We start from the raw sequence: 19,124 nt of genomic DNA on the forward strand, positions 1-19,124 counted from the left end.
TGTCGCAGGCGTTACGTCCTCCCACTGGAAGTTCGTCGCGGGGACTAGAGGCCGTCGGCTACGGTGCGGTTCTATGACAAGTTTACTTGCCATAAAGACAAGGAAGCTTTACTTTTGAGTCATGACAGATTTCAGTAAACGGGAGCGGGCCGCGGTCGTCACGGGGACGGTCGTGTTCTTCGCCGGCGCGGTTGCCGCAGGTGTGTTGCACGCGCAGGGGGTTCTGCCGGCGTGGGCGGGATGGGCGCTTGCTGTGATCGCGATCGCGATCGCGGGCCTGGTGCTTCTCGTGGCGACGACGCTGCGTGCATTGCTTCGCGGCGATACCGAGGGCGTGGAGCGTCAGGACGCGGCGCGTGCCTCGATGGTCACGGTCGTGATCATCGTGGTTGCGGGGTTCGCGTACTCGCTGCTGGAGGCCGCGGTCGGGCTCCCGCGGGTGACCGCAGCCGTGCCCGCGGCGGCGGCGGGTGCGGTGTGGATGGTCGCGTTCGCCTGGGGTCGTTGGGGCGAGGGCGAGGCGTGATTGCCAACCGCCTGCCCGCGCTGCGCGCCGAGCGCCGCTGGAGTCAGGCCGAGCTCGCGCACCGGATCAACGTGTCACGCCAGACCGTGGTGTCATTGGAGAACGGCCGGTACGAGCCGACGTTGAAGATCGCGTTGCGTCTGTCGGCGGTGTTCGGGCAGGCGGTCGAAGACATCTTCACGGCCGATCCGGAGGACCTCGCCCTCGTCCGGACAGAACCGCGGCCGGCGACACTGCCGTGATCAGTCGGCGGCGGCCGATTACCCATTCCCCGACGCCTGAGAGGATCGAACATGACAGAGGAACGCACCTGGCGCGGATGCGTCTTCATCGGAACGAGCCTGGACGGCTACATCGCGGGCCCCGACGGGGACCTCGCCTGGCTGACCGACCCGGAGCCGCGGGAACACAGGACCGAAGAGGGGACGCATCCGGCACTGGTCTGGGAGACGTTCTTCCCCTCGGTCGACGCCCTCGTCATCGGACGGGCGACGTACGACACGGTGTCGGGCTTCGATGAATGGCCGTTCGAGGGGAAGAACGTCATCGTGCTCAGCACGACCCTCGACGCCAGCGACCACGCCCAGATCGTGCGGTCCGTCGACGAGGCGAGCGCCGCGCTCTCGAGGATCGACGCCGAGCGCGTCTATGTCGACGGCGGTCGAACCATCCAGTCGTTCCTCTCGGCGGGCCTCGTCGATGAGATCACCGTGTCGATCGCCCCGGTGCTGCTCGGCCGCGGAACTCGCCTCTTTGGAGAGCTTGACCGCGACGTTCTGCTCCCCCTCCGCGGCCACCACTCAACAGCCGGCGACGGACTCGTGCGAGTGACATACGACGTCGCGCGCCGCTGACGTGGAGGCGGAGGTCGCCGCGACGACCGGCCTCGCGTACACGCCACGGCTAGGGAAGCCCCCGCACACACCCGGATGCCGGATGATGGGGCGATGCACGCCGAACCCCATCCCCCGGATGTCGAGTGGCCCCGGCAGCCGTGGTTCCTGCGCGGTCCGCTGCTGAACATCATCCTGATGGGTGCGGCGATCGCCGCCCTCGTCACGGAGTTCTCGATCATGCTGATCAGTCGGGAGTGGTCGTTCGGATACGTCGGGCTTCTGCTGTCGGGCATGGGCCTGTTGGTCTTGTTCCGGGCACGGTGGGTGGGGCTCGCACTGACGACCGCCGGAAGCGCCGTCTGCGCATTGCTCGCCGTGGAGTTCGTCGGGGTGTGGACGGTCACCGTCTTCGCGATGTTCTTGTTCGCGAAGCAGGCCGGTCGGGTTCTGCTCGCGGCCGGGATGAGCGCAGCCGTGCTGTACATCGTGCTGGTCATCCGCGACGGGGGAGACTTCGAGTCGCCCCCGGCTCTCGTGGCCGCGACGTTCTGTGTGGCCGCCGCCGCGGCGGGCAGCGTCATCCGGCTGCAGTCGGAGTCGTGGGATGCGGCGCGCCAGCGGGCCGCGGACCTGGCGGCGACCCAGGCGGGGGAGCTGCGCCGAGCCGTGACGGACGAGCGGATGCGGATCGCCCGCGATCTGCACGACATCATCGGCCACGAGCTCGCGGTCGTGAACATCAACGTCGGGGTCGCGGAGATCTCGCTCCCCGCGGAGGCGGACGGCGCGCGAGCCGCGCTCACGTCGGCGCGGGAGGGGCTGCAGCGCACGCTCCAGGAGACGCAGCAGATCCTCGACCTCCTTCGGGACGCCGGCGGTGACGCCGATCGCCGCTCCGAGTTGGCGCTCGTCGAGTACATCCCGGCCCTGGTCGAGCGGATGGCGAACGCGGGCGCGCCGATCGACGCGCACGTCGCGGGGGATCTCCCAGAGCTCGACGCGGACGTGTCCTCGGCGGCCTACCGGATCGTCCAGGAAGCGCTCACCAACGCCGGCAAGTACGGGACCGGTGCGGCTCGTGTGGCCGTCACGAGCCAGGGCGATCGGGTGATCATCGACGTCGAGAACAGTCGCGCCGCGGTCGCATTCGCCGCCGACGCGCGCACGGGTTACGGGCTCGTCGGTATGCGCGAGCGCGCGCACTCCGCCGGCGGCACGATCGAGATCACACAGACGGGGACGCGCTTCCGCGTGCACGTCGAACTACCGACCACGGGGAGCGCGGAATGATCCGGGTGCTGATCGTCGACGACCAGGAGATGATCCGCGCGGGCCTGCGCACGATCATCTCCTCGAGCCCCGAGATCGAGGTCGTGGCGGATGCGGCGGACGCCTTCGTCGCCCTCGATCTGCTCGCGAAGACGCCCATCGACGTCGTGCTCATGGACATTCGGATGCCGGGGATCGACGGGGTCGAGGCGACCGCCCGCATCCGCCGAACCCACGGGCCGGATGCGGTTCGCGTCATCATCCTCACGACCTTCGAGCACGACGAGAACGTCTACGCCGCGCTCAGCGCGGGCGCCAACGGCTTCCTCGGCAAGGGCGTCGGACCGGTCGAGCTCATCGCCGCCATCACCGACGTGATGTCGGGCGGCGGCGCGCTCTCGGCCTCCGCTGCCGCTGCCGCGATCAGCCGGGTGGCCGAGGCGCCCGTGCAGCGCGTGGACGAGACGCTCGCTCAGAAGTTCGAGACGCTCACCCCTCGCGAGCGCGCGGTGGTGGTCGCGGCGACCCGGGGATCGTCGAACGATGAGATCGCGGCGGAGATGTTCGTGTCGCCCTTCACCGTGAAGACGCACGCCAACCGGGCGATGACCAAGGTCGGCGCCCGTGACCGGGCGCAACTCGTGGCCTTCGCGTACCGCGCGGGACTCGCCGCCGACCAGTAGACGCGGGGCGCGGGTGCACCATCCGCATACCGAGAATGGGGCCGTCGCCTAAGCGGCGACGGCCCCGTTCTTCGGAGGGTGTCAGCCGACGAGGATCGGCTCCTTCTCCTCGTTCTTCTCCTTCGCGTCGAGGGAATGCCCCTCGACGTCGACGTCCGGGAGGATCCGGTCGAGCCACTTCGGGAGGTACCAGGCGGCCTTGCCGAGCAGCGAGAGAAGCGCCGGCATCAGCACGAGTCGCACGATGAACGCATCGGCGGCGACACCGACCATCAGCCCGAAGGCGATGGATGCGCCGATCGCGAACGTGCTGGTGGCGAACCCGGCGAACACCACGATCATGATCGTCGCGGCCGCCACGAGGACGGGCCCGGAGCGCGCGAATCCTTCGCGAATCGCGGCCTTCGGGTCCATGCCCTTGCGGTGCATCTCCTGGATCCTCGAGACGAGGAACACCTGGTAATCCATCGCGAGGCCGAACAGCACTCCCACCAGCAGGAGCGGCAGCAGGCTCAGCATCGGATCGCCCTGCGGGGCGGCGATGAGCGGGTCCAGCCATCCCCACTGGAACACGGCCACCGAAGCGCCGAACGACGCGCCGACCGAGAGGAGGAACCCGAGGGTCGCGATCACCGGGATGAGGAGCGACCGGAACAGCACGATCAGCAGGATGATCGAGATGACGACGATCACGATGATGTATTTGATCAGCGCCTCCATCAACTGCGCGTCCTGATCGATGCCGATCGCCGTCTCGCCGGTGACCTCCAGGTGGACGCCGGGTTGGGCGTCGGCGTTGTCGCGCACGCTGTGCACGATGTCTTTGGTGGAGTCGTCGATCGGGCCGCCCTCGGGGATCACGATGATCCGAGCGAAGGTGCCGTCAGCGCTGAGCTCCGCCGGGATGACCCGCTGCACACCGTCGAGCGCGGCGAGGTCCGACTCGATGGTCGCCGTCGACGACGCGACATCGTCGCCTTCGGCCAGCACGATGAGCGGGCTCTGCACGCCGCCGAACTCGTCGAGCACCAGGTTGTATGCCGCACGTTCCGTCGACGCCGGGTCAGCGCCGCCGGGGACGTTGAAGGCCGTCTTCATACTGAGCAGTGGCAACGCGACCACGACGAGAACCAGCACGCCGGTGAGCAGCGAGATGAATGGACGGTTGACGACGACGCTGCCCCATCCGCGCATGATCCCGCGCTTCTGCTTCTGCCCCTCGTTCCAGAGTTCGCCCCGTTCGAGTGCCTTGCGCTGCTTCCGGGACAGCGCGCGGACGCCGAGGAACCTCATGAGCGCCGGCAACAGGGTGAGTGCGAGCAGCACCGCAATGAGCACGCCGAAGGCGGCGGCCATTCCCATCTCGGTGATGAAGCTGAGGTTTGCGACGAGGAGCGCCACGAGGGCGACGATCACGGTGAGGCCCGCGAAGACCACAGCGGTGCCGGCAGTTCCCGTTGCCCGGGCGATCGCGTCATCCACGCTCCGCCCACCGCGGAGTTCGTTTCGGAACCTCGACAGGATGAACAGGCTGTAGTCGATGCCGACGGCGAGCCCGAGCATGGCGGCGAGGATGATGCTGTTGTCGCTGATCGGCACGATGGAGCCGAAGGCGAGGATGCCCATGAGCCCGACGCCGACACCGAATGCGGCGATCAGGAGATTGGCGCCGGCGGCGAGCAGGGAACCGAAGGTGAGCGCGAGGACGAGGAACGCGACGAGCACGCCGACGCCTTCACCGATTCCTGGTTCGGGTGCGCCGAGGGGAACGAGGTTGCCGCCGAGTTCGACACCCAGGGCCGGCGGAGCGTTCTCCTGCAGCGCGAGCGCAGCGTCGTAGTACTCGATCTGCTGGTCGGCGCTGAGGTCGCCGTACGTGATCGTCGACACCGCGAGGGTCAGGTCTTCGGAGATGTAGGGCTGCGCCGCATCCAGCGGATCGGTCACCGCCTGCACACCGGGGAGGTTCGCTGCATCCGCGAGGAACGCCTCGATCTCGGCGGCGGTCGCCACGTCGGTGACATCGCCGTTCTCGGGGGCGAAGACCAGCTGAAGGCTCGCGCCGGTCGAAGCCGCGGCGGGGAACTCGTCGTTCATCCGCTCGAGCGCGAGCGACGCCGCGGAATCCGGGATCGAGGTCTCGGCGGTATCACCGGAACCCGAGCTGCTGCCGATCGCGAAGACACCGATGAGTGCGGCGAACACCACCAGCCAGGCGATCACCACCACCCATCGGAACCGAGCGCTGAAGCGCCCGACGTGAGACAAGAACGTAGACATGAGGGTCCTTCGAGGTCGAGAAATGAGGTCGAGCTCCAGAATCCCCGGGATGGCGCTCGGGGCAATCGTGCGGACGGACCGGCCCGACTACTGCAAATGAAGTAGCCGTACTGCGGATGCAGCAGACCGATCGATCCGTCAGGTGCACGCCCGCGTGACGGTCGCAAGGAAATCTGGAACAGCTCGAGATCCCCGGCGCAGATCGCGCCACGGCGAGCTCCACAGAAGGCAGCGCATCGTGACCGGAAGCCCCTCCGACCTCCGCCCCGCGGAGTTCACCGAAGTGACGACGTCGAGATCTCGTCGCAAGACCGAGCTGGTGTGGTTCCTCTGCGCCTTCGCCGTGTACACCGTGTGGACGGGCGCCGTCGTGACCGGGATGGCGGCTCCCATCGACGCCCTGATCCAGACGCCGCCGCTCGAGCCTCGCACCGCACCCGGGCAGGCGGTCGAGGCGTTCGCCCTGGTGACGCATCCGTACGTCGTCCTTCTCGTCACTGCGGTCGCGGCGCTGAACGCGCTTCGCCAGCGGCAGCGGCGGCTTGCACTCGCCCTGACGATCGCCGCGGTGGGGCTGGTGCTCTGGGACGTGCAGCGCGCGATGATCGGCAGGCCGCATCCGGTGTCGGACTTCGCGGACTCCGTGTCGGCGTGGGGGTCGGCATACCCTTCCGGGCACATCGTCGGCGCGACCGTGCTGACGTGGGTGGCGGTGACCCTCGCGAACGCGGAACGCCGGTCGCCGCGCTCGCAGCGTCGCCGGCGAGCGCTCGGGATGCTGTTCGTCGCGCTCGTGGGAACGAGCATGTGGGCGATGGGCACCGACCGCCTCACGGACCTGATCGGCGGCGTGCTGCTCGGCACCAGCATCGCGACCGGCGCGCTGTGGGTCAGCGGGGTCGAGGCGATCGGTCGCGCCTGGCGTCTTCGCGAGCTTCCCGCGGAGTCGGGCGGCAAAGCGGCCGTGATCTACAACCCGACGAAGATCCTCGACCTGGACCTCTTCCGCCGGCGCGTTCAGTTCGCGCTGGCGCGCAGCGGATGGGAACCGCCGCTGTGGATCGAGACGCGGCAGGACGACCCCGGGAAAGCGATGGCGCAGTACGCGCTCGCACAGGGGGTGGACCGCGTGCTCGTGGCGGGCGGCGATGGGACGGCGCGTACCGTGTGCGCCGAGCTGGCCGGCTCCGGTGTGCCCGTTGCCCTGATTCCTGCCGGCACCGGAAACCTTCTCGGCCGCAACCTCCGAATCTCGCTCGACGAGGATGAGGCGCTCGACCTCGCGCTGCACGGGCGAGCGCGGTCGATCGACCTGGTGCACTGGAACGTCGACGGTGTCGACACGCCGTTCGCGGTCATGGCGGGGGTCGGGCTGGATGCGCAGATCATGCGCGACACGAGCGCTCGACTGAAGAAGTTCATCAAGGGCGGCGCGTACGTCGTCGCGGCGGTGCAGCAGATGCGGATGCGGCCCTTCCGGGCGACCGTGACGATCGACGGGCAACGCGTCCACGACGGCGACTCCGTCATGGTGCTGGTGGGGAACGTGGGTCGTTTACAGGGCGGGTTGGCGCTCATTCCGGCGGCGGAGCCGGATGATGGCGCGCTTCACGTTCTGATCGCCGCGGGCGGAGGCGGGGCGAGGGGGCTGCTGCGTCTCGTGCTCGGTGTGCGTCGGAAGGACGCCCCCGACGCGCCGCTCCGGCGCCTCAGCGGCGAGCGGGTGGAAGTGGTGCTCGATCGCCCGGTCGCTTACCAGCTCGACGGCGACACGGCGGGCCTGGCGCAGACATTCCGGGCGCAGGTGCAGCCGGCGGCGCTTCTCGTCATGAGCCCGCACTGACGGCAGGGACTCGGTGGCGTTCGGCGGAGTCGGCGACCTCGCGGACGACCTGCGAGGCGAGGAAGATCCCGACCATCACGACCCCGCTCACGACCATCGCGCCGATGTCGACGACATCCGACAGCGCGGTCCGGGTGCGGCCCGCGAGTGCGGCGACGCTCACGCGACACCGCCGAGGGCGTCGCTGCGCGAGGCGAGGGTGAAGGTGCTCACGTACGCGGTGGCCAGCGTTCCCACCTGCAGCAGCGTGCCCGCGGCGAGCCCGAGCAGGCTGTAGGCGGGGTCGCCCAGGCGAGGTGCGTCGGCGGAGGGGGTCGAGGGGCGGGCGGCTTTCGGCATGAGGACTCCTTGATCGGGTGGCCGATGATGGTTTCCAGCCTCCTCGCGCCGCCCGCTCCTGTCGTCGTGCCGGGGGATGAAGCGATGTCATCCAGATGGAGTAGATGCGGAGCTCCCTCGGCCCTCGGCCCTCGGCCCGGGCGAGGAGATCTGCCGGAGCGAGGACCGCATCCCTCGTTTCCCTCCTCGCTTCGGCAGATATCCTCGCTTCGGGCCGGGTTCCCGCCGCTCGCGACCGCCCGACCCGCCGGCCCGCCGCCCGCCGCCCGACCCTCAGCTCCCCGGCGCCGGGACCAGCGTCAGGTAGTCCAGCATTAACTTGTACCCCGAGGCGCTGCTGTTCTTGCCGGTCGTCGTCAGTCTCACCAGATAGCTCCCGGGCGCGGGGAACGTGTACGCACCGAAGGTCAGGTCCTTCTGGGCGGCGGTCGTGTTCCAGAAGAAGTCCTGCGGGCTTCCGGTGTTCGTTCCGTTGACGGACAGCTGGGAGATGCCCGTTCCTCCCGACTTGAAGGCGCGGGCCCCGATGTCGTACGTGCCGGCCTGCGGCACATCGACGCTGAACTCGATGTAGTCGCCGACCGCGTTGTTGTTGACGCCCAGCTTCTTTCCGCCGCTCGCGTTCGTGTCGTTGTAGAGCGAGACGGAATCGCTGAGGGAGCTGACGGGCAGCGTCTCGGCCTCGTAGACGCTCGGCACCGCGATCGGCGCGGGGTTGGGTTGCTGAGCGCCCCCGAGCGAGAACTTCACGTTGAAGTCTTTGCCCCGCGCGTTGTTCACGTTAATCTTCAGCTCGATCGTCGGTGTGTACTGCAGCACCGTGACCTCGGGGTCCTTCGAGATGAGCCCCGTCGCCGCCGAGTCCAGGCTGAGGTAGATGTGCCCGGCGTTCTTCTGCGTGGGATCGGCGACGGACAGTTCCACGCTATCGGCAGTGGAGCTCAGCATGACCGACGCCTTCTTGTCGGATGTGACACCGCCGGCGGATGTCGACTCGTCCTTCCAGAAGTTGATCCCGGTGACGTTCAGGTCGTTCTCGCGCACCGCCTGCACGGACGCGGAGTTCTCGAGGATGCTGATGTCGGGGGCCGCGGCGTAGCCGCTCACCTGTGCACTCGTCTTGCCGGGGAGCAGGACGTAGGAGTACGCCGCGTTGGTCGGGTTCGTCCCCTGGTCCACCGCGAGCGAGAGGAAGTTCCGAGTGATCGGCGTGGTGTTCGCCCACTCCGATGAGGAGTTGAGCTGCTTCCAGTTTCCGGTGCGCTGCTCGCGCAAACCCTTCACCGTCGCGCCGCCCGGGAAGTAGTAGCCGATGTCGGAGCCGGGAACGCTCCCCGCGAGATGCGCGGTGTTCACCCCGGCCGCGGTCTCCGTCCAGCCGAGCGTGGACGGCCTTGCGGCGCCGTTGATCGACAGCGCATTGTCGCCCGCGGTGTTCAGCTTGCGGTTCTCGACGATCGTCTCGGTACCGATCCCGTCGGTACTCGTGATCCCCGCGCCCAGCGCGACGATCTCGTCGTCGAACATGAACCACGACTTCTTGCCCTCCAGCGTGCGTCCGACCGGGTGCAAATCCATGCCGGTGACGCCGTAGCGGTCGAGGATGCTCGCGCCGCCGACCCAGGACTTGTCGGTGCGGCTGTTCGCGGGCTGGGTCGTGTTCTTCAGAACCGTCGTTCCCGGGAGACGGTAGCTGTCGACGGTCGGCCAGAAGCCGTCGTGGAACTGGCTGAGGTCGTTGTTGTAGAGGAAGGTCATCCCGTCGCCGGTGTGCCAGCCCTTCGCGTTCTCCGAGTTGATGGCTTCGTAGCCGCCGATCCGGCTCGAGGCCATGCTGATGCCGAACCCGTACCCCGGTCGCAGATGAACCGTGCGATCCATACCGGTGAACTGGCGATTCGTCACGAGCTCATCGCGCACCGGCACGGAAGCATCGCCCAGAATGCCCTTGGCGAACACGATGAGGTCCACCGGCACCGTCGAGAGGAACGTCTTGTCCGCATCCACCGACAGCCACGCCTTGACCATGCTCCGGAACGCTGCGGCGTCCGCGGCGGGAGCGATCTCGGACAGTCGCGAGATGGAGGCCAGCACCGACACCGCTGCCGCGTCGTCCTGCGCGCCGAAGCGGCTCACCTCGCGGCCGCGCACCATGTCCATCAGGTTGCCTTTGTAGATGAACGGTTCGTAGGCGTCGTACACCCACTCGATCACATGGGCGCTGTTCGGGTCGACCACATCCCACGTGGAGCCGTCGAGCAGGTACATGAGGTCGGCGATCCCGGAGAGGAGGGAGGCGCCGTATCCGCCGTTGTAGGCGTAGAAATTGTGCTGGACGAAGGATCCATCCGCGTAGAAGCCGTCACCCGTCGTGACGTACGGGAAGAGAGCGCTCAGGCCGTCCCGACCCGCGGCGACGCGTGCGGCATCCTGTGCGTTGATTCCGGAGATCGCGATCACCTGGCTCTCCCACAGCCGATTGGCGCCGGTCATGGCGACCGTCGGCTGGGCGTAGGAGATGGCGGCCATGTAGTTCGACACCTGGGTGCTGGTCAGGTCGCTGTAGATCAGCGCGACGATGTCGTTCAGCGCCAGCGGCGCTCCGATCTGCCAGTGCCACCAGTTCTGGTACAGGGTGGCGCCGTTGTAGTAGACGTTCGCATTCATCCAGTCCAGCGCGCCGATGAGGTCGGCCCGCAGCTGAGCGCTCCCCTGCAGGGCGGAGCCCTGGGTCACATACGCGAGGGCCATGTCGCGAAGGTGCTGGTAGGTGCGCGTCGCGCTCGCCGAATCGTTCCCGAAGGGCGAGTCGTCCCAGAGCCGGTTCCGGTCGGCGTTCTTCTTCATCGAATCCCAGTACTGCTGACCGGATGCCGTGATGCTCGCGACGCGGGCGGAGATATCCGGGTCGGACCCGTCGAACGTCTGGCCGCCCGACAGCATGGTGGCGTACTTCTGCCGTAGGCCGTCGAACTCGGTCGCCGTCGTCACGGTGCGCGGCGCGGTCTCGAGCGCCGCGACCGGTGCGGATTCTGCGCGTGCGTCGGAGGGGTGGAGCACGAGGCCTCCCGTGATCATCGCGAGCGCGACGGTCCAGCCCGTCGCCCGCCGCATCGAAGTACCGAACACCATCGAAGTACCGAACATCGTTGTCCTTAATCGCTGAGGGTCAGGGGGAGGGAAGGTGCGTTGCGCGCCGTGCGCAGCGCAGGGTGAGAATCTCGAAGGGACGCAGGGTGAGGATGATGCCGTCGCCCGACGCGAACTGGCGGCCGCCGACGATCGTGCGCTCGAGCAGGTCCACTTCGTGCACGCGCGCCCCGGGAACATCGATGTGCAGCGCCGTGGTGCGGCGGCCCCCGGATGCCTCGTACAGGCGCACGATCACGTCGCCCGAGCCGTCCTCGGCGAGCTTCACCGTCTCGACCCGCACGTCGGGATCGGTCGAGCGGATCAGCGGCGCGACCGCCTGTGCGCCGCGCACCCGGCGCACGCCGCCGTCCAGACGATGCCCCTCCTCGGCCGCCTCGCGGAGGCCCGCACCCGGTCGGATGGCGAAGGCGATGTCGTGCGTGCCGCGGTCGGCGTCCGGGTCGGGGAATGTCGGAGCGCGCAGCACCGACAGGCCGACGGTCGTCGTCGTGCCGCCGTCGGGGCGCGTCTCGCGTTCGACGGAGTGCCCGTAGGTCGAGTCGTTCGCGATCGCGACGCCGTATCCCGGCTCGCCGACGTGGATCCACCGTTGCGCCACGATCTCGAACCGCGCCGCGTCCCACGAGGTGTTGCTGTGGGTGGGTCGCTCGAGATGACCGAACTGGATCTCGGCGCTCGAGCGGTCGGCGTGCACGTCGAGGGGCACGTACATCCGGAGCAGGCGATGCCGCTCCTGCCAGTCCACGTGCAGCGTCACGTCGACGGCGCCACTGCCGGGCCGGAGGCTCACGGTCTGCACGATGGTCGAGGCCCCGGTCGATCGGGTCGCCCGGATCTGCGCGACCTCACTGACCACCTCCGCGGTGACCTCGTCGGCGTGCCCGAGATCGACCGCTCGCGCGCGATAGTGGCGGTCGATGTCCCAGGCATCCCACTTGTCGGGGTGATCGGGGTGAACCAGCAGGCGACCCGCGCGTGCCCCGGGGGCGATCGCCTCGCGGCCGGAGGCGTCGCGCAGAGACCGCAGCAGGCCGTCGCCGTCCACCTCGGCTCGCACGAGCCCGTTGTCGAGGATCCATCCGTCGTCGCCCGCGGGCACGAGGGTGACCGGCGCCCCGATCGCGGCCGGCGCATCGATCGCTCCCGCGGGCACTCCCGCGATCCCGAGCGGCGCCGAGTTTGCGGTCAACGCGAGGTCGCCGTGGCCGGTGAGCGCGGCGATGCTCGTGCGGACGATCTCGTCCAGCTCGCCCTGCAACCGCGCGTGGTCGGCCTCGGCCTCCCGGTGCACCCACGCGATCGAACTGCCGGGGAGGATGTCGTGGAACTGCAGCAGCAGCGTCCGCTGCCACGCGCGCTGCAGCGCCTCGAGCGGATACGGCAGCTCGGCGCGGACCGCGGCGGTGGTGGCCCACAGCTCGGCCTCGTGCAGCATCCGCTCCACACGCCGGTTGCCCTGCTTGGTGCGCAGTTGGCTGGTCAACGTGCCGCGATGCAGCTCGAGATACATCTCGCCCGACCACACCGGCAGTGCGGGGTTCTCGCTGGCGGCGCGCTCGTAGAAGTCCCGCGGTGTCCCCAGGACCACGCGCGGCGAGCCCTCGAGGTCGGCCTGCCGGTGGGCGGATGCCACCATCTCGCGGGTCGGCCCGCCGCCGCCGTCGCCCCAACCGAACGGTGCGAGCGAGACCGTTCCCGTGCCGTGATCGAGGAACGTCCGCTCGGCGTGTGCGAGTTCGGCGGGAGAGAGCTCCGCGTTGTAGGTCTCGATCGGGGGGAAGTGGGTGAACACGCGAGTGCCGTCGATGCCCTCCCACCAGAAGGAGTGATGCGGCATCCGGTTGGTCTGATTCCACGAGATCTTCTGCGTCATGAACCAGTCGGAGCCCGACAGTCGCACGATCTGGGGCAGCGCCGCGCTGTAACCGAACGTGTCGGGCAGCCACACCTCGGTGGTCTCGACGCCGAACTTCTCCAGGAACCAGAGCTTGCCGACGATCAGCTGACGTGCAGTCGCCTCACCACCGGGGAGGTTCGTGTCGGGTTCGACCCACTGCCCGCCGACGAGCACGAAGCGTCCGGCGCGCACCTGGTCCCGGATGCGGGCGAAGAGGTCGGGATAGTGCTCCTCGACCCACGCGAGCTGCTGCGCCGAGGAGCAGGAGAAGCGGAGGTCGGGGTGCCGCTCGAGCAGGTCGAGCACGTTCGAGAACGTCCGGGCGCACTTGCGGATGGTCTCGCGCACCGGCCACAGCCACGCGGAGTCGATGTGCGCGTGGCCGGTGGCGACGATCGTGTGGGCGCTCGCCGCCGCCGGGGCGGCCAGCGCGGGGGCGAGCACCGCGTGCGCGGACTCGATCGACCCGAAGAGGTCGTCCGGGTCGATGGCGTCCAGCATCCGGTCCAGCGCCTGCCAGATCCGGGCGGCGCGGGGTGTGCCCGGGGGGAGCTGCTCGGCGAGACCGGCGAGCACGTCGATGTCGCGGAGCAGATCTTCCGCGCGCGCGTCGATCAGCGCGAGTTCCATCCGCTCGAGCCGGTAGAGCGGCGGAGCATCCGGTGCGGAGGGCGCGCCGAGCGCCGTCGGGCGCCAGTGCGACTCCGGGGGGATGGTGGGGTTCGCGGCGAGCTCCAGGTACGCGTCGAGATGGTCACCGTCGACCGGCAACCACGCGTTCCGCGGCGAGATGCCCTTGATCACGGTGCCGTCGGGGCGGAAGGCGAGGGCCTCCGCCTGGAACCCGGGGGCGAGATCGTGGAACCCGAGGTCGACCACCAGCTCGACCCGGCGGTGCGCATCGCGCACCCAGTCCGGCGGAACGTCACCGTGCACCTGCACCCAGAGCGTGCTCCACGCGCGCCCCCAGCGGTCTCCGACCGAGAACGCGGCGAAGTCCTGGGCGCGTGCGACCGCGAAGGGCACCGGCTCGCCGGGCACGGGCCAGGCCGTCATCGCCACGGGCGCCGTGTGCACGATCGCGGCCTCGCGAAGGGTCTCCGCCACGAACCGGGTCAGCCTGTCGCGGACGCTCACTCCGACGCTCCGCTCCATCGGAAGCCGGCGGGAAACAGCGGGTCGGCGGTGTCGTTCGGAATGTCTTCGTGCGAGACCCGCACCGCATCCATGCTCCGCGGGATCTCGAAGGGCAGGCGACCACGCGGACGGATGCGGCCCGTCAGCGCCGCGACGAGGGCCGCGTCGCTCGTGCCGTACGTGCCGACGAGCACCGTCGCGAGCGGCAGGATCGGCGTGAGAATGGCGGGCCGTTCGAGTCCCGCATCCACGATGAGTGTGGTGACGGCAGCGATCCCCCGCAGCCGCGCCACGAGACCCGGCCGGTACTCCAGCGACCCCTGATGGAAGAGCGACTCGAAGAGCAGATCGTCGCGCGGCTCGAACGGCGTGGGCAGGCGGACGATCGCGAGGTCGGCGTCTTCGGCCCGGCCGACGACCGTGCCGAGCTCCGCCGCCGCCGCGGCCGACATCCCTTCGACGTACACGCGTCTCCCCTCGTTTGGACGCAGGGGGAGCAGCGGGCCTTCGTCTCGCAGGACGGTCACGGATGCGGCCTGGGCACGGAAACCCGCGTCGCTGTGCGCGGGCGAGCCGACGATCCGCTCCGCGGCATCCTCATCGACGTACGGATCGTCGAAGAGTCCGAGGCGGAACTTCAGCTCGAGCAGGCGCCGCGCGGAGACGTCGATCCGCCCCTCGGTGATGTGTCCGGTGCGCACGAGGTCGACGAGCAGGTCGGTGCATTCTTCGCCGCCGAACTGATCGCACCCGGCGTCGATGACCGTGATCAGACGCTCGGCGGGCGAGAGATGCTCGACCCCCCACGCCTTCGCCGGCAGCACCTGGCCCTGGGCGACGTTGTCGTGGATCAGCTCCCAGTCGGTGACGACGACGCCGTCGAAGCCGAGCCGCTCTCGCAGCAGTCCCGTGATGATCGCCCGGTTGTAGCCGAAGCCCACTTCCTCGACGGGCTCGCCGTCGAGTTCGAGACCGATCGGCATTCCGTAGTAGGGCATCATGCCGGCCGTGCCCGCGGCGATCGCCGCCCGGAACGGGGCGAGATGCAGCGCGAACCCGCCGCCGGGGTACACCTGCTCCCGGCCGTACGGGAAATGCGCGTCCTCGCCGTCTTGCTGCGGGCCGCCGCCGGGGAAATGCTTCGTGACGCACGCGACCGAATCGGGGCCGAGGTCGGGGCCCTGGAACCCTTCGAGGTACGCGACGAGAGCGCGGGTCGTGCGCTCGGCATCCGCGCCGAACGTCTGGAACTGCCGCCCCCAGCGCGGTTCGCTCGCGAGATCGACCTGCGGGTGCAGCGCCATCCGGATGCCGACGGCGAGGTACTCGCGGCGCGCGATCTGCGCATGCTCGCGGATGTCGGCGTCATCGAGGGCGGCGAGTCCGAGCGGCTCCGGCCACTGCGAGAACCCCCGGGCCGCGAAGGACGCGCCGGCGTTCTCGGTGAAGGCGTGGCGCGGATCTGTGCTGACCGTGACCGGGATGCCGTGCTCGGTCTCGGCGGCCAGCCGCTGCAGCGCATTGGCCCAGCGCGCGGCCTCGCGAGGGGTGCCGAGCCCGTGCACGTTGAAGTGGTTCATGTGCTTGTCGCGCACGACGGTGCGCGTCGGCGACTTGCTGAGCGATCCGGTCGTCTCCACGAGCGATCCACCGGGACCGGACTCGATCACGGTGTGGAACATCAGCCCGACCTTCTCCTCCAGGCTGAGGCGACCGAGCAAGTCGGTCGTGCGCTCGGCGGGCGTCTGCCGCGGGTCGCGGTACGAATCGCGCACGCCTCAGCCCTTCAGTCCGGTGAAGCCGATCCCGCGAACGATCGAGCGCTGGAAGATCACGAAGATGAGGATGGGCGGGATGCTCGCGATCAGAAGCCCGGAGATGAGGTAGGCCGGATCCGTCGCCTGCGCGAGTCGGGGCAGGGCCACCGCCAACGGCTGGGTCATGGGATCGGTCAGCACGATGAGCGGCCAGAGGAACTCCTTCCACGCCGTCATGATCGACAGCAGCGACACGACGGCGAGGATGGGGCGCGACATCGGGAGCACGATGCGCCAGAAGATCGTGAACCATCCGGCGCCGTCGAGCTGCGCCGCTTCGAACAGGTCGCGGGGGATCTCTTCGAAGAACTGCTTGACCAGCAGGATGGTGAAGGCGTTCGCGCCGGCCGGAAGCCACACGGCCCAGGGCGTATCGGTGATGCCGATGCCGAGCAGGGGCAGATCGAGCACCGTGAGATAGAGCGCGATCAGGGTGACGGTTCCCGGCACGAACAGCGTGAGCAGGATCGCGCCGTAGACGAACCGGCCGTACCAGGGGCGGATGACTGCGAGTGCGAAGCCCGCGGTCGCCGACACGATCAGCTGGACGATCCAGGAGCCGCCGACGAGCACGACGGTGTTGCCGAGGTAATGACCGATGTCGAGCAGGGTCCACGCGGTGGGGATGTTCTCCCATTTCGCGGGATCGGGGATGAGGCTCAGCGGATGCTGCACCAGGTCGGTCGTCGTGGAGATCGCGGCGCGCAGCATCCAGATCAGCGGAACCGCACCGAGAGCGATGAGCGCGGCGAACAGGGCGATGTGCATCGCCCGCCAGCCGACGAAGATGCGCGGGCGACGCCAATCGAAGCCGGACAGGATGGCGCGTTCGCGCGGCGTGGCGGCCGGGCGCGTGCGCCGGGGGGTCGGTGTCGTGACGGTCATCGGGTGCTCCAGGAGCGGGTGAGCCGCAGGTAGATCGCGGACACGAGGACGAGGACGAGGGCGAGGAGGACGCTGAGAGCGGTTGCCACTCCGTAGTTTCCGAAGAGGAACGCGTAGCGGTAGATCATCAGCAGAATCGTGACGGTCGCGTTCGCGGGCCCGCCGTCGGTCATCACGTAAGGCTCGGTGAACACCTGGATGGCGCCGATGATCTGCAGCAGGAGCAGCACCAGGATGATGCCGCGCATCTGGGGCAGGGTGATGTGCACGATGCGCTGCCAGACGGACGCGCCGTCGAGTTCGGCCGCTTCGTAGAGCTCGGTGCTCACGCCGGTGAGCGCCGCCAGGTAGATGAGGATCGCGGTGCCGGCGCCCGACCAGGTCGCCACGATCACGAGGCTCGGCATCGCCAGCTCGGGGGACTGCAGCCAGGGGAGCGGGCCGAGCCCGACGAGGGCGAGCAGGCTGTTGATGACCCCGGATTCGCCGGGGCTGAAGAACACCTTCCACAGCAAGACCGAGACCACGGGCGGGATGACCACGGGCAGGTACGCGAGGACGCGAGCGAGGGTGCCGCCGCGGCGGAGCTCCGACATCAGCACGGCGCAGAACAGCGGCACCGGGAGGCCGATCGCGAGCGAGAGCACGGTGAACCAGAGCGTGTTCAGCGCGGCGCGGCTGAGCAGCGGGTCGGCGAACAGGATCTCGAAGTTGCGGAAGCCGACCCATTCGGCGGGATCCACGAGGTTCGTCTGCTGGAAGGCGAGCACCACGCTCTGCGCGATGGGCCACCATGCGAAGTACCCGAAGATGATCAGGGTCGGGGCGAGGAAGATCAGCCCCGCCCACGCGGCCTGGCGGCGGGTGCCGCCGCGGCGCGTCCGCGCGGGCGGGACGGGTGCCTGCGCGGCACGACCGGAGGTCGCACCGCGCAGGCGTTCGGGCGTCATCGTCATGACGCGTTCTGAGCCAGGATCTGGTTGACCCGCGTCTCGGCGTCATCGAGCAGTGCGTCGATGTCGGCGTTCGGATCGGTGAGCACCGCCTGCACCACCGGGTCGAGCGCGGCGTAGATCTCCTGCGAGGCGACCGCGGGCTCCGGCACGTACTCGAACGCGTCGAGCGAACCGACGTAGGGCGCGAAGTTCTCGACCGGCACGTTGACGTACTCCGCGATCGCGTCACGGTAGGCCTCGTATGCCTCTTCGCTGAAGATCGGCGCGACCGGAACCCCGACCGGCAGGCCGTCGGCGGCAGACGCTTCGGCGGTTTCGGCCGCGACCTCGAGGTCGTAGTTCGGCCGCAGCGCACGCCAGTCGATCCACTTGACGGCGGCCTCCTTCTCGGCCTGAGTGGCGGTGGCGCTCACCATGAGCACGGTCGCGCCGGCGAGTGTGGCGTCGGCACCGCCCTGCGGCATGGGGCCGGCACCGAAGACATCCGGGTCGCCGCCCGCGGCGATATAGTTCGGGTAGACGTCCGGCGGGGCGGTGACCCACATGCCGACGTTGCCGGCGGTGAACTCGGCGACCAGGTCTTCCTGCTTGCCGAGCACGTTGTCGCCCAGGGAGTCGTCCTCCCAGCGCATCGCCTTCCACATCTCGAGCACGTCGTGTGCGGAGCCGTCGTTGAACGCGGCCGTCCAGGTTCCGTCGGAGGCCTGCTCGATCATGCGTCCGCCGAAGCTGTAGTCGTAGCCGGTGAGGTGCCATCCGCCGCTGTTGTTCGTGCTGATCTCACCGAATCCGGTCTTGCCGGTCGTGTCGGAGATCTTCTTGGCGTACTCCCGCACCTCGTCCCAGGTCTCCGGGGGGCTGTCCGGGTCGAGCCCGGCCTGCTCGAAGAGGTCGCGGTTGTAGACCAGCCCGAACGCGTAGCTCTTCTCCGGGATGCCGTACACGGCGCCGTCGCTCTCCAGGAACTGCATGACGCGAGGGTTCAGGTCGTCGAAGCTGTCGAGTTCGGAGGCGACATCGGAGATGTCGGCGACCTGGCCGCGCTCGATGAGCGCGGGTGGTTCGGTGAGCGGCACCCGCAGGAGCGTGGGTGCGCTTCCGCCGGCCAGGCGCGTCGCGAAGGTCTTCGCGTCCCACGGCACGTCGGATGCCTCGATGGTGATGTGGGGGTTGGCCTCCTCGAAGGCGGCGACCTGCCGCTCGAAGAGCGCGACGGCCGCCGTGTTCGTGGCCGCCGGCTTGCCCATGATGGTGATGGTGACCGTTCCATCGCCGTCACCGCTCGCTTCGCCTCCGCCTCCGCCGCTGCTGCAGGCGGCAGTGCCTGCGAGCACGGGGACGAGGACGAGTGCCGCGAGGGCGCATCGGGTGCGCTGATGCATGATTCCTCCGTTCGGTTGCGACCGCGGATGGCGGTCGCGGGGGTGGCCGACGGATGCGGGAATCGGAAACCCGCGGTCACTCCGTCGTGCGCTGCGCCCAGTATGCGGACGCCTTGCACAA

Annotated in this window: 15 protein-coding genes; 6 read left to right on the plus strand and 9 right to left on the minus strand. The window is 69.0% G+C overall.

Features of this window, described 5'->3' with window-relative positions; genetic code table 11:
- Window positions 1–121 precede the first annotated feature (121 nt).
- The 5 genes from LQ938_RS01485 to LQ938_RS01505 all read left to right on the plus strand — a co-directional run bounded on the left by LQ938_RS01485 (window position 122) and on the right by LQ938_RS01505 (window position 3,314).
- On the plus strand, window positions 122–526 hold the full coding sequence (locus tag LQ938_RS01485; RefSeq protein ID WP_223722298.1) for a hypothetical protein: 405 nt from the start codon (window positions 122–124) through the stop codon (window positions 524–526).
- Window positions 523–768 carry a helix-turn-helix transcriptional regulator gene (locus LQ938_RS01490; protein ID WP_308015755.1) on the plus strand — a complete coding sequence of 82 codons (246 nt, stop codon included), beginning with the start codon at window positions 523–525 and terminating at the stop codon, window positions 766–768. Before LQ938_RS01485 ends, LQ938_RS01490 begins: the two co-directional genes overlap by 4 nt.
- Window positions 769–819: 51 nt before the next feature.
- Complete coding sequence (locus LQ938_RS01495) at window positions 820–1,380, plus strand: dihydrofolate reductase family protein (protein WP_223722299.1); 561 nt, start codon at window positions 820–822, stop codon at window positions 1,378–1,380.
- 93 nt (window positions 1,381–1,473) lie between these two features.
- Entirely contained in the window at window positions 1,474–2,652 is a 1,179-nt protein-coding gene (locus LQ938_RS01500; protein WP_223722300.1) for a sensor histidine kinase, read from the plus strand.
- Window positions 2,649–3,314: a response regulator transcription factor gene (locus LQ938_RS01505; RefSeq protein ID WP_223722301.1), complete on the plus strand. Its 666-nt coding sequence runs from the start codon at window positions 2,649–2,651 to the stop codon at window positions 3,312–3,314. The genes LQ938_RS01500 and LQ938_RS01505 overlap by 4 nt, the downstream gene beginning before the upstream one ends.
- A gap of 81 nt (window positions 3,315–3,395) precedes the next feature.
- Here the strand turns inward: LQ938_RS01505 and LQ938_RS01510 are convergent, their stop codons facing one another.
- Window positions 3,396–5,594, minus strand: a complete 2,199-nt coding sequence (locus LQ938_RS01510) for an MMPL family transporter (RefSeq protein ID WP_223722302.1) — start codon at window positions 5,592–5,594, stop codon at window positions 3,396–3,398.
- A 238-nt stretch (window positions 5,595–5,832) separates the two neighbouring features.
- On the opposite strand from LQ938_RS01510, the gene LQ938_RS01515 reads away from it, so the two are divergent.
- Window positions 5,833–7,437, plus strand: coding sequence for a diacylglycerol kinase family protein (locus LQ938_RS01515; RefSeq protein ID WP_223722303.1), 1,605 nt, complete (start codon window positions 5,833–5,835; stop codon window positions 7,435–7,437).
- Here the strand turns inward: LQ938_RS01515 and LQ938_RS01520 are convergent.
- The 8 genes from LQ938_RS01520 to LQ938_RS01555 form a co-directional block, all read right to left on the minus strand.
- Window positions 7,421–7,600 carry a hypothetical protein gene (locus LQ938_RS01520; RefSeq protein WP_223722304.1) on the minus strand — a complete coding sequence of 60 codons (180 nt, stop codon included), beginning with the start codon at window positions 7,598–7,600 and terminating at the stop codon, window positions 7,421–7,423. The two genes, LQ938_RS01515 and LQ938_RS01520, sit on opposite strands and share 17 nt — an antisense overlap.
- Window positions 7,597–7,776 (minus strand): hypothetical protein, encoded by a 180-nt coding sequence (locus tag LQ938_RS01525; RefSeq protein WP_223722305.1) that lies wholly within the window; start codon window positions 7,774–7,776, stop codon window positions 7,597–7,599. Before LQ938_RS01525 ends, LQ938_RS01520 begins: the two co-directional genes overlap by 4 nt.
- Window positions 7,777–8,049: 273 nt before the next feature.
- On the minus strand, window positions 8,050–10,923 hold the full coding sequence (locus LQ938_RS01530) for a polysaccharide lyase family 8 super-sandwich domain-containing protein (protein ID WP_223722306.1): 2,874 nt from the start codon (window positions 10,921–10,923) through the stop codon (window positions 8,050–8,052).
- A 22-nt stretch (window positions 10,924–10,945) separates the two neighbouring features.
- Complete coding sequence (locus LQ938_RS01535) at window positions 10,946–13,963, minus strand: alpha-mannosidase (protein WP_223722307.1); 3,018 nt, start codon at window positions 13,961–13,963, stop codon at window positions 10,946–10,948.
- A complete protein-coding gene (locus tag LQ938_RS01540) occupies window positions 13,960–15,738 on the minus strand; it encodes a glycoside hydrolase family 3 protein (RefSeq protein WP_223722308.1) in 1,779 nt (592 codons plus the stop codon). Before LQ938_RS01540 ends, LQ938_RS01535 begins: the two co-directional genes overlap by 4 nt.
- Before the next feature lie 3 nt (window positions 15,739–15,741).
- On the minus strand, window positions 15,742–16,665 hold the full coding sequence (locus LQ938_RS01545; protein ID WP_223722309.1) for a carbohydrate ABC transporter permease: 924 nt from the start codon (window positions 16,663–16,665) through the stop codon (window positions 15,742–15,744).
- The gene (locus tag LQ938_RS01550) at window positions 16,662–17,621 is read right to left on the minus strand and encodes a carbohydrate ABC transporter permease (protein WP_223722310.1); all 960 of its coding nucleotides are present in this window, start codon (window positions 17,619–17,621) and stop codon (window positions 16,662–16,664) included. The genes LQ938_RS01545 and LQ938_RS01550 overlap by 4 nt, the downstream gene beginning before the upstream one ends.
- Window positions 17,618–19,003, minus strand: coding sequence for an ABC transporter substrate-binding protein (locus LQ938_RS01555; protein WP_223722311.1), 1,386 nt, complete (start codon window positions 19,001–19,003; stop codon window positions 17,618–17,620). The genes LQ938_RS01550 and LQ938_RS01555 overlap by 4 nt, the downstream gene beginning before the upstream one ends.
- Window positions 19,004–19,124 lie beyond the last annotated feature (121 nt).

It is taken from the genome of Microbacterium sp. cx-55, from assembly GCF_021117345.1.
In the GTDB taxonomy this organism is placed as follows: Bacteria; Actinomycetota; Actinomycetes; order Actinomycetales; family Microbacteriaceae; genus Microbacterium.

Bases quoted from the DNA above. Each gene is read 5' to 3' on its own strand.
- LQ938_RS01550 (WP_223722310.1), bottom strand. From the start codon at position 17,621: ATGACGATGACGCCCGAACGCCTGCGCGGTGCGACCTCCGGTCGTGCC.
- LQ938_RS01485 (WP_223722298.1), top strand. From the start codon at position 122: ATGACAGATTTCAGTAAACGGGAGCGGGCCGCGGTCGTCACGGGGACG.
- LQ938_RS01555 (WP_223722311.1), bottom strand. From the start codon at position 19,003: ATGCATCAGCGCACCCGATGCGCCCTCGCGGCACTCGTCCTCGTCCCC.
- LQ938_RS01500 (WP_223722300.1), top strand. From the start codon at position 1,474: ATGCACGCCGAACCCCATCCCCCGGATGTCGAGTGGCCCCGGCAGCCG.
- LQ938_RS01505 (WP_223722301.1), top strand. From the start codon at position 2,649: ATGATCCGGGTGCTGATCGTCGACGACCAGGAGATGATCCGCGCGGGC.
- LQ938_RS01510 (WP_223722302.1), bottom strand. From the start codon at position 5,594: ATGTCTACGTTCTTGTCTCACGTCGGGCGCTTCAGCGCTCGGTTCCGA.
- LQ938_RS01495 (WP_223722299.1), top strand. From the start codon at position 820: ATGACAGAGGAACGCACCTGGCGCGGATGCGTCTTCATCGGAACGAGC.
- LQ938_RS01530 (WP_223722306.1), bottom strand. From the start codon at position 10,923: ATGTTCGGTACTTCGATGGTGTTCGGTACTTCGATGCGGCGGGCGACG.
- LQ938_RS01525 (WP_223722305.1), bottom strand. From the start codon at position 7,776: ATGCCGAAAGCCGCCCGCCCCTCGACCCCCTCCGCCGACGCACCTCGC.
- LQ938_RS01545 (WP_223722309.1), bottom strand. From the start codon at position 16,665: ATGACCGTCACGACACCGACCCCCCGGCGCACGCGCCCGGCCGCCACG.